Raw genomic sequence first — 12,134 nt, 5'->3', positions numbered from 1 at the left:
ATGGACCCTCTCCCGATAATGGCAAGTACAAATGGGGAAACATCTACTGTTAATGAGGATGATCCAGAAACAGTCAATACTGCTATCTTGTACGTACAAGCAGAAGATAAACTGCAATCACCTTTGGATGATGTCATTGCTCGTTTTGAATCACGCTATCCTACGGTGCAAATATTTACGCTTTATGTAAATGCTAATAAACTGCTGACTTTACCAAATACAAGTACTTCTGATGATAATGGTGTCAATAAAAGCTCAGAACTTATTTTTAATACTGACATCATTATGGCTAATGATAAAATCTCTAAAGAGCGCTTAGCACCTCTACAAGCCTTGCTTAAAGAGTCTCAAGCTGAGCGTAATAAAAACTCAATTAATGCTGACCATACAGCTACTAATCAAGCTATAGATAATGACGATGAAAACGCTAAGGCGCCATCTCCAAACGATAATAAGGAAGCGCGTAATTTAGCATCATTTAGTTATGCGCTGAGAGACTCTAAAGCAGTCGACGGGGTTATCTTAACGGAAAACCCTGCTGCGACGAGTTTCCGCAATTTCTTGCTATCTAGTGTGGGACAAGATATTTTGAAACAGCATGATTATGAGAATATTGAAGGTTATAGAAATAATCTACATGACTTATTTAACCCAACATCACGCTCCAAATCAGCATCAAATGAAAGCTCTATACAGGTTGCCGATGCCCTCAGTAACGGAAAGTAGATACAAACCGTGTTTATTTATCTTTTGCTGATTGCTTTTATGCATGCTTTTTTTTACAATGGCACTCCATAATGCGCCTATAGCTCAACAGGATAGAGCAATTGCCTCCTAAGCGATCGATCCGAGTTCGAGTCTTGGTGGGCGCACCATATCAATATAATACAACAACCCATATTACCTCGTAAGCCTTATACTTCTGTTTGCATTTACCGCAACTCAAGCAAATGCAAATATCAATGACACCGTCACCAGAACCTTTACAAAAAAAGCGATACTAGTAGCTACTGACACTAAAAAGAATCAACGCTTACGCCTATCTTCTATGGACGTAGTAGTCGATATCCTTTTTCTTCTGTGGTACGCTTAGGCGACACGCTATATCTATCAGGGCAGATTGGTTTAAAAGATGGCTATCAAAAGACTGACCTTGTGAACTGTACTGCAATACTGGCAGATTTAAGTAAGTTTGGTGAATTTAATGAAGCTTACGCAGCGGGGTTAAGTGAACCTTATCCTGAAGGCGCTTTACTTGGCACCGATGAACCACTCATACTTGGGGCAAGTGTAGAACTAGAGTGTTCAGCTAGAAAGTAATTTTTTAAGGTATATCGAGCAAAGATAAGCTTAACCTTGTCTATACTCGATATACATTTAGAGTTATTTACTTATTTTTAGGGCAAGTTACCAATCAGCTAACTCCTTTAAAACGCAGTAAACGCAAAGCATTTAGCGTTACTAGCACAGTAGCGCCGGTATCAGCCAATACGGCAATCCAAAGTCCTGTAATGCCGAGCACAGTCGTTATCAGAAATATACCTTTTAAGCCCAATGCAAATATGACGTTTTGATGAATATTTCTCATTGTGGCGCGAGATAAAGCAATAAGGTTAGCAACGTCCATCACGCGGCTTTTTAATAGTGCAATATCAGCCGTTTCGATAGCCACATCCGTGCCACTGCCCATCGCAACGCCAACATCTGCCGTTGCCAAAGCGGGTGCGTCATTGATACCATCACCAATCATCGCTATTTTACTGTTCTCTTGCATCTCGCTGAGTAGACGCAGCTTGTCCTCAGGTAACAGCTCAGCCTTCCATTCTATATCTAACTGACTGGCAAGCGCTTTTGCCGTACGGCTATTATCACCTGTGAGCATGACAGAGCGCACGTTCATATTGTTAAGCTGTGCAATGGCTTGCTGTGCATCCTCTCGCAGCTCATCACGTAGAGCCACCAATCCTAGTGCCTCACCCGTTTGCTCATCGAACAAAATAGAAACCGTCTTACCATCATTTTGTAGCGTCTCAATTTGAACCTGTTGCTCAGGTGACAACACAACTTTCTCAGCGACGTAGACTGATGAGCCAATGGATAAAGTACGTCCAGCGACAGTTGCATAAACTGCTTTACCCGCAGTAGCAGAAGCATTAGAGGCATCAGGTATATTCACCTTAGCTGCTTTGGCATGATCCACAATAGCTTGAGCAAGAGGATGACTAGAAGCGGAATCTACACTCGCAAATAGGGCCAATAACTTGTCTTCACCCTCAGCATCTGTATGCGCTATTGTAAAGCCAATAACATCGGTTACCCGTGGTTTGCCTTCGGTCAAGGTGCCCGTTTTATCAAAAGCGACGGTACTCACTTGACCCACCAACTCCATAACATTACCACCTTTGATAAGCAGTCCATGACGCGCGCCAACAGCCAAACCTGAGGCAATAGCGGCGGGTGTTGATAGTACTAGGGCACAAGGACAGGCAATCAGTAATAGCGCCAAACCACGATACAGCCATGTCGCCCACTCTCCTCCCATCAGCAGCGGTGGAATGATAATAACCAGAGCAGCAATTACCATCACTATAGGCGTATAGTAGTGGCTAAAGGTTTCAATAAAACGGGCGGTCGGTGCTTTGGACGCTTGCGCCTGCTCCACCAGCTCAATAATACGTGCAATCGTATTATCCGCAGCCGTTTTTTCCACGCGTACTTGTAGTACGCCATCAACGTTGATGGATCCAGCAAAGACGTCATCGTCTATTGTCTTGGCAACAGGAACAGATTCTCCAGTCACAGGTGACTCATCAAGGCTAGATATACCTTGAATAATCACACCATCAGCAGAGACTCTATCACCAGGACGCACGAGAACTTTATCGTTAACCTGTAGTGAAGTCGCTGCCACCTGACGTTGTTGTCCTTGCGCATCCAATAAGATGGCAGTCTTTGGTACTAGCGATGATAAAGCTTTGATGCCTGCGCGAGCACGATCAGCGGCGACGCTCTCTAACAGCTCACCAACTGAGAATAAAAAGACCACGGCAGCCGCTTCTTCAGCTTCACCAATGATAAGGGCGCCAATAGCAGCGATAGACATGAGCATTTCAATTGAAAAAGGCGAACCTGCTGACGCCAGTGCAAAAGCTTTACGAGCAAATGGTAGGACACCGATAGCCACAGCGGCAATAAAAGCCCATGCACCATATTCAGGGAAGATCAAAGACAACACATATGCTGCGCTCATTAAAAGCCCAGTACCAACGACCTGCCTGCCCTTTATGGTTTGCCACCAGCGCAGATCGTCTACCGCTGCTTGACTACCCTCAATGCCTACCTCATTTTCTTGATCAGTTAAAGATGACACCCCAAACCCTAGGCGCTTAATGGTTTTTTCGATATCTTTGATCTCAGTATTCGTATCAGGCGCTAGGATTAGCTCTAGTTTTTGGGTTGCAAAGTTCAGCTGAACGTCAGAGACACCGGGCATACGTATTAGCGCCCGCTCAATTTTGCCAACACAACTGGCACAGTCCATACCTTCAATATGATATTGCATAATCATTTATCCTCTTATTAAAGGTATTATGAACCCTGTAGTGGCTTCAGGGTCAAGGGTTTTGACAAAAAATCAGTTTGATTCTTTTATCATCTAACCTTATAGTTATTTTATTGTTTTAGATGATAGAGACCATTATTTGAGGAGATAAAAGTGCTTATCAAAATTGGCGAGCTTGCCACACGTACAGGTGCGACGGTCGAAACTATTCGCTATTATGAGAAAGAAAAGTTATTACCAGAGCCTTTACGCAGCCAAGGCAACTATCGTTTATATAATGAGGGGCATATTGAACGTCTGCAATTTATCCTACACTGTCGTACGCTCGATATGACTTTGGATGAAGTACGAACCCTGCTTCAGTATAGGGATAAACCTGATGAGAACTGCGGTGAGGTCAATGTGCTATTAGATGAGCATATTAAGGCAGTCAAAATACGTATGGAAGAATTGGCGCAATTAAAACAGCATCTGCTTGTTTTGCGGCAAAAATGTGCAAGCGAAGCCCCAGCTGAATCATGCGGGATATTACATGCGCTTGCCGATAATTCTTGCCATCATGGTTGATAGGCTATCATCTATTTTACTCAAAGTTTAATAGTAATAAAATGATCTCATTCAATTCAAATTGACAAATTTTGGCGACGCAAACTCTGACTCTTTATACCCTCCATCAAATATTATCTTTTATTACTCAAATTTTTATTGCCCTCTAAGCTCAGCTTAAGAGCGTGTTGTTGTCAGTAAATAAACTGACTATTAAGCGAGGTGTAATGATGGGCCAAAACAATCATAATGATATAACCAACGACGCAAGTGTACCCTTTTTACAACCGTCTAAAACGAAGCAAGTAAGGGTTTGAGATATCCTTGTCAGAATCACCCATTGTGCAGGCGCTATGGACAGTATTTATTTTAAGTGCTGGCATAGTCGGTGGTGTCTATGCTCTTTCGTTGTGGGGAGAAAGCCTATCGCAAATCCTTATGACCACAGATAAGCATTTTTGGTACTCATCACACGCAAGTGGTGTGATTGCCTATGCTTTATTTTGGTTGGCAGTTGTTTTTGGTTTGTTGCTCAGTACGCGCCTATGTCGGTATTTTAATGCTGCAAAAGTATTTGCATTACATTAATATTTAAGCTTGCTCGCAGTAGGCTTTTCTACTTTTCATGCGATTATTCTATTGACTGATAATTATATAAATCTTAATATTTGGCAGGTATTATTACCCCTTGGGTTTCAGACTGACCGTATCGGTGTCGCATTAGAACAATTGGGATTTTGGTTTTTATTCATCAGCGCGTTTAGCTTCTACCTTAAAAAATACATGGGTCAATCAGCATGGCGATGGTTGCATTTTTTAACCTTTTTAGCTTATATGGGCATTTGTATTCATGTGTTTATGGTGGGCTCTGATAGCAGACTGCTAGCGCTATTATTGTTTTATGCGGGTAGTCAGACAGTGGTGTTTTTACTGATTGCCTATCGATTATATGCCTTAAGGCAAGTTAGCTAATCTCTGAGCAATTTACAAGGTAAACTATACTATAGTATTTTTGGTTCATTATTCTTGCTTAGTTATTTTTGAGGTTATTTATGTCTCTTTCTATTCATGATGAAGTGCATTTAAGCAACCGTAGCCAATGGCTCAGAGCAGCAGTGTTAGGTGCAAATGATGGATTAATTTCTACCGCCAGCTTACTGGTTGGTATTGCTGCTGCAAACGCAAATAGCCAAACTTTACTACTGACAGGACTTGCGTCGTTGACTGCGGGTGCCTTGTCAATGGCAGCGGGTGAGTACATTTCAGTATCATCGCAGGCAGACATTGAAAAAGCTGACTTGGAAAAAGAGCAACATGAATTGACGCATAATTCTGAGCGAGAGCTTCTTGAGCTAACAAAAATTTATGAGCAGCGTGGACTTGAGCAAAACTTAGCCCATCAAGTTGCCGTGGCTTTAACTGAGCACGATGCCCTTGAGGCACATGCGCGTGATGAGATAGGTTTGACTGACATAAATGCAGCAAAGCCACTTCAAGCCTCCGTTGCCTCTGCCATCTCATTCATAGTAGGCGCCATAGTACCCGTTATTGGTATTCTACTATTGCCAGCAGAGACATTAGTATGGTCGTTGGCCTCGTTGACCATTGTGGGCTTAATTTTGCTTGGTGTAGTATCAGCACGCTTGGGCGGCGCTCCTATTATTCCTGCTACTGCTCGGGTGGTAATATGGGGTGTATTGGCAATGCTAGCAACCTCATTTATTGGCGGGTTGTTTGGCGTAAGCGTTTAGCTCCGGTCTTCTTTACTATAAAGTTCGTTTATGGTAATAATGGGAGCTTTTTAAGCTTTGAGCTATGCTGAAGAAACCGTATAAGTAAACTTGGTAAACTAACGACTCGATAAGGAGTTTACTATGACTAAGAAAAAGCAAAGCTATAGCACAGAATTCAAAGCAGAAGCTATTAAAAAAATTGCAGACAACAATGGTAACTTGAGTGCAACTGCTCGGCAGCTAGGAATAGCGATGCAAACGTTATCTAATTGGCAAAACAAAGTGAATAAAGGCAAGCTCAAAGGTACTGAGCAATATGACCCACAATTAGCAACTGCGCTTGAAGAGATAAAACAGCTTAAGCGACAACTTAAAGTGGCCGAAGATGAACGAGAGATATTAAATGAGAAGGGATAAAGCGAAGCACTGCTTCGCCCCTACGCAAGATGAGAGCTATGCTAGAATGAGGCCACCACATACTTTGCCAGACACAGCTCATGAAGTACGCTTTTATAAAAACTAATAGACAGGTCTTTACTATCGCAAGCATGTGCAAGGTCTTAGCTGTTAAGCAATCAAGCTACTATGACTGGATCAGTCGTGACATCAGCGAACAACAGATACATCGCAACCATTGCGAGCTATTGGTTAGAGCCGCTTACAGTGAAAGTAAAGAACGTTATGGTGTTGATCGACTGCAGGCAAAGCTGACAGAGCAAGGCCATGATATCAGTCCATATATGGTTAGAAGTATCGAAGAAGAAATAACATCAAATGTCATCGTCACAAACGCTTTAAAGTCACCATCAACTCCAATCATAATAAGCTGATTTATCCAAACCTGCTTGATCAGAAGTTTGACGACAGTCTACCTAATGAGTCGTGGGTTAGTGACATCACATATATTTGGACTTGCGAGGGCTGGCTGTATTTAGCAGGCGTTAAAGACCTCTACACCAAAGAGCTGGTCGCCTACGCTATCAATAAACACATGACAGCAGATTTAGTATGCCATGCACTCAATATGGCCATCAAGAGCAGGCGGCCCAGCCAAGGGTTGATTTTACATTCTGACAGAGGCAGTCAGTATTGTAGCAATGAGTATCACAAGAGCATTAAGCAGCATAAGTTCAAAGGCTCAATGAGTGGTAAAGACAACCACTACGGGCACAGTCCTCCGCCTTGTACTCGGGTAAGTGTCTCCCAGACACTTACTTTTCCTCGCTCATTTGAAAACCTGCCAATAGAGAATTTCTGGGGCAGGTTGAAGAATGAGCTTATGTATCACCAAGACTATAAAAAAGGTTTACAGCGATCAACGAGATTACACAATATATCGAGCTTGAGTACAATGAGGAGCGATTAGCAAAGCACTGCTTTGCAGCGACGCAAGACAAGAGCTATGCTCGCAGTGAGACGAGAATTCAAAAGGGTTTAGGTTATCTATTGCCAAGAAAGATGTGGTTTAGCTTTCAGCATCAGGCTGCGTAACTAAAATCTACCAAGTGAATGTCTACAGGTTTGACAGCATAGGTCAACAAGAGTAGTCCACCACCCTAAAAACACAAAAAAGCCTTTCAAGCTTTATACTTCATAGCTTGAAAGGCTTTTTCGATCGCATATTTTTATCTAGGTAAGAGGTTTAATATTGTGGTTTGCCTAAAGCCGCTCTTAATCTATCTTCAACATCGATTTCGCCACAGCTTCGGCCACTTTAATGCCATCAATCCCTGCTGATAATATTCCACCTGCGTAGCCAGCGCCTTCGCCTGCAGGGAATAAGCCTTTGGTATTAATGCTTTGGAATTCTTTATTGCGTTTAATACTTATTGGTGACGATGTTCTGGTTTCTACGCCAGTTAGTAAACCGTCGTCAGATGAAAATCCTTGGATTTTTTTATTAAACGCTGGAATGGCTTCACGTATGGCATCTACGGCAAAATCGGGTAGTGCTTTGCTTAAGTCGGTTAAGGTAATGCCCGGTGTGTAAGACGGGTTAACATCACCTAATTCTGAATTTGGTTTACCTTTTAAGAAGTCGCCAATGGTTTGCGCTGGTGCATTGTAGTCTTTGCCGCCTAATTCAAACGCTAAGGTTTCTAGTTTTCTTTGTAAGTCGATACCAGCAAGAGGGTGGTTTGGGTAATCTCGCTCTGGGTCGATGCCTACAACAATAGCACTGTTGGCGTTACGTTCGTTTCTTGAATATTGGCTCATGCCGTTAGTGACAACACGGCCTTCTTCTGATGTTGCGGCAACAACGGTTCCGCCTGGACACATACAGAAGCTATAAACAGAACGACCATTTTTACAGTGATGAACCAGTTTGTAATCCGCAGCGCCAAGTATTTCGTTTCCAGCATTGTCACCAAAGCGTGCTTGGTCTATGGTTGACTGTTTATGTTCAATCCTAAAGCCAATTGAGAAAGGTTTTGCTTCAACATACACGCCTTTCTCATGGATCATTTCAAAAGTGTCTCGGGCGCTATGACCAACAGCAAGAACAACATGGTTAGTTTTTAAGGTTTCGCCACTATTAAGTGTCACGCCAGTTACTTTTGAGTCAGTTATATGCAAGTCGTCTACGCGAGTAGCAAAACGGACTTCACCACCGAGTTCTATGATCTCGGCACGCATTTTTTCTACCATGCTGACTAACTTATAAGTACCTATGTGCGGTTTACTAACAAATAAAATTTCCTCTGGTGCGCCGGCTTTAACAAATTCTGTCATTACTTTACGGCCATAATGATTTGGATCTTTCACTTGGCTATATAATTTACCGTCGGAAAAGGTACCTGCTCCACCTTCACCGAATTGTACGTTTGATTCTGTGTTTAATTTACGTTGACGCCAAAAGCCAAAGGTGTCTTTGGTGCGTTGTCTTACTTCATTACCGCGTTCAATGATAATAGGTTTAAAACCCATTTGAGCAAGGGTGAGTCCTGCTAATAAACCACAAGGACCAAAACCAATAACAACAGGACGCTCAGTTAAATTCTCTGGCGCTTGGCCAACATAGTTATAACTTGTGTCTGGTGTTGCTTTAACATGGTTGTCTGACTCAAATTGAACCAGTAAATCATTGGTTAAATCCAAGTCGGTAAGTGTGATGTCTAGCGTATAAATTAATTGGATATTTCTTTTATTACGAGCATCATAACCACGTTTAAACATCACAAATGAAGCCATTTTCTCAGCAGAAATTTTAAGTTTTGTCATTATAGCAGTAGTTAGATCTTCAGGTGCATGATTTAATGGCAATTTAATTTCAGTTAAACGTATCATTGGTTACTCATAAACTAGTGTAGAAAACAGTCTCGCATTTTACTGGTACTGATACAAATAAGCGAATAAATATTTTACTTATGCAGGGTAAATTTACAGATTTGTATTGTAGTTTGAAAATGACCCCTGCCGTCAAATCCGTACAGTCAAACTTGGGAGATTTTAGTTACGCAGCCTGACGGTAAAAGTCAGACGACACCTGTCTTGGCGGTCTATAGTCCAAACCCTTTTGAATCCTAGTCCCACTGCGAGCATAGCTCTTGTCTTGCGTCGCTGCAAAGCAGTGATTTGCTAATCGCCCCTCATTGTACTCAAGCTCGATATATTGTGTAATCTCGTTGATCGCTGTAAACCTTTTTTTATAGTCTTGGTGATACATAATCTCATTCTTCAACATGCCCCAGAAATTCTCTATTGGCGCATTGTCAAAGCAGTTGTTTTTGCCGCTCATTGAGCCGTTAAAATGATGTTGCTTGATGACGTGATACGCGTAGCTACAATACTGGGCTATGCTGAAGAAACCATATTGTCCTAACGCTATGGCCGCTCTTGAAGAAATCAAGTATTTTTCTGATAATCATTTATTTTATAAAAACAAGCATTCATATTTGAATCATTAAATGTTAAAATAGTGACTTAACGCTCTTATATGATTGATTAAATTATGAATGTAAGGTTTGATTTTTATACTCCAAGTGAGATTGCCAAGATTTTAGGTGAACGCTTAAAAACGCAGCGGTTGTCATTAAACTTAACTCAAGCAACTTTAGCTGAGAGGTCTGGAATCGGTGTCAGCACCGTAGCTCGTATTGAATCAGGGCAAGGCGGTACACTAGATAATATAATCAGGCTCGCTTTAGCCCTTGGTATGGTCAATAGTTTTGCCGAATTGTTCAATATGGCACCTACCAACATAGAAGATGTTATCGCTAAGCAAAATCCACGCTTGCGTGCCTCAAATAAAAGCTGACATAAGGTAGCCATTTTAATGTATCAACCGATATCAATTGTTAACATTTACTATCAAGGATTTGGAGCCAAACGTCTTATCGGCAAATTAACGATGGACGGACGACGCCCTGCCTTTGGCTATGATGCAGCGTGGCTGGCTGATGGAATGGAGCTGTCACCAATTGAAATGCCATTACGAGCAGCACCTTATTATGGTACTCATGCGTCGAGCCATTACCTATGTGGATTATTGTCAGACAGCTTACCTGATGGTTGGGGAATGTTGCTAATGGATAGGTTCTTTCGAAAAACAATGACTCATGCTACGCCCGTTAATGTCTTAGATCGCCTTGCGTATATTGGTAATTCAGCCATGGGAGCGCTGAGTTTTGAGCCACAACAAGACCTATCAGGCGCCGATATCGACATCACTGATTTCACTTTAGCCAAACTAGCCGCTGCCAATCAATCGATTTTATCCGGACAAGATAGTGACATACTGGCTGAGCTTATCGTTATTGGCGGCTCCCCCCAAGGCGCAAGACCAAAAGCACTTATCTTATATGATGAAGCAACTGAGTTTATTACTACTGACTTAACAAGCGAACATACATCCGCAATTCCGTGGCTTATTAAGTTCCCTGCTCAGTCGGAGCATAAAACCGTTTGTCTATTAGAATCGCTTTATGCTGATATGGCAAAAAAAGCAGGCCTTAACATGCCAGCGCATCATTATTTTGATATTGATGAAAAATATGCTGCTTTCGGGGTTGAGCGTTTTGACCGCATGGGCAATCAGCGCGTCCATATTCATACACTTGCTGGCTTATTAGATATCGATTTTCGGATTCCATCATTGGATTATTTGCAGTATTTACGCTGTGTGCGTATGCTAACCCAGTCACAAGCTGCTGTAGAAGAGGGTTTTAGGCATGCCGTATTTAATGTCATTTTTAACAATAAAGACGATCATAGTAAGAACTTTTCTTTTATGATGGACGAGACTGGCAGGTGGTCGTTATCGCCCGTTTATGATATCGCCTATAATTCAGGTATGAACGGTTATCATCAAATGGATGTAGCAGGTGAAGCTCGGCATCCTACTGCACTGCACCTACTTAAACTTGCCAAACTTGCTGATATTAAGCAGAATAAAGCAACTGCTATTATTGAGCAGGTAACAGCTGTGGCCAAAGGTTTTCTGAAGATTATTAACAACTACGATATTGAGAAAGAATTATCAAACCAAGTTATGCATGATGTAAAAGCCAATATTGATAGGATGGTAAATGGACAGGTCTAACAAAGTTGTTAAATATGTTGTTAAAATAATTAAGTAAATTTAAAAGACCTATATAAATAAGGAACTACAGGTAAATAGTCGTTGCGTGGTGGGCGCACCATCACATATACCAAAAACCTTTGTATGCCATGCGCTACAAGGGTTTTTTGCTATCTAGTAGCAGCAATACACGGCTGTTAAATGTTCAAGAAAATCGCACTTTCTTGTTAAAACCTCTTCACGCCTTCAAGTCCAAGCCATAATGAAAAGGAAAGACTACCGACTAATCGATGTCATCATCTGCCACTAGACTAATCACATCGATTACAAGCTGACGCATTTGTATATGATGCGGTGAGTCTACGGTTATAAGCTTATCTAATACTAGCCCATCAGCTCATAGATAAGCTGCTTTGGCGCATTCTAATATATCTCCATAAACAGCATGGGATGAGCAACGCTAATAAATCTCGATAAACAAACCACCTCAAACCACGCTAATCGTTTAATGTCATGACTGCTCTCAGGCGTAATCAAGCATGGCTGACGATAATAATCATCTATTTGAATGTAAGTGCAGTCCACAACCCATAGCTGGTTAGGACAATGGGCGTAAAGTTGCGGTTTACTAGGTCATCAACCCGTAGCTGGTTGTCACAATTGTTAGTAGTAACCTTATTCTTACCTCGCCAACCACCTTGTAGATGGTGTTTATGCATGAGTCGCTCGAGGTCCAGCAAGCCACATGAATACCATCTGCTTGATCTGCCAC

At 41.8% G+C, this 12,134-nt stretch carries 10 protein-coding genes, 1 tRNA gene and 2 pseudogenes; 10 read left to right on the top strand and 3 right to left on the bottom strand.

What is annotated here, in order from left to right:
- Positions 1-18: 18 nt before the first annotated feature.
- From AAEY87_RS06145 to AAEY87_RS06135, 3 genes are all read left to right on the top strand, one after another.
- On the top strand, positions 19-726 hold the full coding sequence (locus AAEY87_RS06145) for a hypothetical protein (RefSeq protein ID WP_227514032.1): 708 nt from the start codon (positions 19-21) through the stop codon (positions 724-726).
- 73 nt (positions 727-799) lie between these two features.
- Positions 800-875, top strand: a tRNA-Arg gene (locus tag AAEY87_RS06140).
- Positions 876-1,155: 280 nt separating this feature from the next.
- A complete protein-coding gene (locus tag AAEY87_RS06135; protein WP_350656378.1) occupies positions 1,156-1,320 on the top strand; it encodes a hypothetical protein in 165 nt (54 codons plus the stop codon).
- 94 nt (positions 1,321-1,414) lie between these two features.
- Here the strand turns inward: AAEY87_RS06135 and AAEY87_RS06130 are convergent, their stop codons facing one another.
- Positions 1,415-3,562: a heavy metal translocating P-type ATPase gene (locus AAEY87_RS06130; protein WP_350656377.1), complete on the bottom strand. Its 2,148-nt coding sequence runs from the start codon at positions 3,560-3,562 to the stop codon at positions 1,415-1,417.
- Positions 3,563-3,715: 153 nt separating this feature from the next.
- Here AAEY87_RS06130 and cadR point away from each other — a divergent pair, with 153 nt between their 5' ends.
- From cadR to AAEY87_RS06105, 5 genes and pseudogenes are all read left to right on the top strand, one after another.
- Entirely contained in the window at positions 3,716-4,129 is a 414-nt protein-coding gene (gene cadR, locus AAEY87_RS06125; RefSeq protein WP_068035815.1) for a Cd(II)/Pb(II)-responsive transcriptional regulator, read from the top strand.
- 303 nt (positions 4,130-4,432) lie between these two features.
- Entirely contained in the window at positions 4,433-4,696 is a 264-nt protein-coding gene (locus AAEY87_RS06120; protein ID WP_228138819.1) for a hypothetical protein, read from the top strand.
- Between the two features lie 51 nt (positions 4,697-4,747).
- Positions 4,748-5,080, top strand: a complete 333-nt coding sequence (locus AAEY87_RS06115) for a hypothetical protein (RefSeq protein ID WP_227514030.1) — start codon at positions 4,748-4,750, stop codon at positions 5,078-5,080.
- 80 nt (positions 5,081-5,160) lie between these two features.
- Entirely contained in the window at positions 5,161-5,859 is a 699-nt protein-coding gene (locus AAEY87_RS06110) for a VIT1/CCC1 transporter family protein (RefSeq protein WP_350656376.1), read from the top strand.
- Positions 5,860-5,982: 123 nt separating this feature from the next.
- Positions 5,983-7,332 (top strand): annotated as a pseudogene (locus tag AAEY87_RS06105) (IS3 family transposase).
- Positions 7,333-7,512: 180 nt separating this feature from the next.
- Here the strand turns inward: AAEY87_RS06105 and AAEY87_RS06100 are convergent.
- Both AAEY87_RS06100 and AAEY87_RS06095 read right to left on the bottom strand, forming a co-directional pair.
- Positions 7,513-9,129: an NAD(P)/FAD-dependent oxidoreductase gene (locus AAEY87_RS06100; RefSeq protein ID WP_350656375.1), complete on the bottom strand. Its 1,617-nt coding sequence runs from the start codon at positions 9,127-9,129 to the stop codon at positions 7,513-7,515.
- 166 nt (positions 9,130-9,295) lie between these two features.
- Positions 9,296-9,637 (bottom strand): annotated as a pseudogene (locus AAEY87_RS06095) (IS3 family transposase); the annotation flags it as partial.
- A gap of 156 nt (positions 9,638-9,793) precedes the next feature.
- On the opposite strand from AAEY87_RS06095, the gene AAEY87_RS06090 reads away from it, so the two are divergent.
- Both AAEY87_RS06090 and AAEY87_RS06085 read left to right on the top strand, forming a co-directional pair.
- The gene (locus AAEY87_RS06090) at positions 9,794-10,099 is read left to right on the top strand and encodes a helix-turn-helix domain-containing protein (protein ID WP_068035789.1); all 306 of its coding nucleotides are present in this window, start codon (positions 9,794-9,796) and stop codon (positions 10,097-10,099) included.
- 18 nt (positions 10,100-10,117) lie between these two features.
- Positions 10,118-11,383: a type II toxin-antitoxin system HipA family toxin gene (locus AAEY87_RS06085; protein ID WP_350656373.1), complete on the top strand. Its 1,266-nt coding sequence runs from the start codon at positions 10,118-10,120 to the stop codon at positions 11,381-11,383.
- Positions 11,384-12,134: the final 751 nt, after the last annotated feature.

The organism is Psychrobacter sp. S1-30-MNA-CIBAN-0213 (assembly GCF_040309845.1).
Lineage (GTDB): Bacteria > Pseudomonadota > Gammaproteobacteria > Pseudomonadales > Moraxellaceae > Psychrobacter.
This window is presented reverse-complemented; position numbering and strand designations above follow the sequence as displayed.

What these genes read in the sequence shown, in the direction of transcription:
- AAEY87_RS06130 (WP_350656377.1), bottom strand. Translation starts at nt 3,562, where the DNA reads ATGCAATATCATATTGAAGGTATGGACTGTGCCAGTTGTGTTGGCAAA.
- AAEY87_RS06090 (WP_068035789.1), top strand. Translation starts at nt 9,794, where the DNA reads ATGAATGTAAGGTTTGATTTTTATACTCCAAGTGAGATTGCCAAGATT.
- AAEY87_RS06085 (WP_350656373.1), top strand. Translation starts at nt 10,118, where the DNA reads ATGTATCAACCGATATCAATTGTTAACATTTACTATCAAGGATTTGGA.
- AAEY87_RS06110 (WP_350656376.1), top strand. Translation starts at nt 5,161, where the DNA reads ATGTCTCTTTCTATTCATGATGAAGTGCATTTAAGCAACCGTAGCCAA.
- AAEY87_RS06100 (WP_350656375.1), bottom strand. Translation starts at nt 9,129, where the DNA reads ATGATACGTTTAACTGAAATTAAATTGCCATTAAATCATGCACCTGAA.
- AAEY87_RS06145 (WP_227514032.1), top strand. Translation starts at nt 19, where the DNA reads ATGGCAAGTACAAATGGGGAAACATCTACTGTTAATGAGGATGATCCA.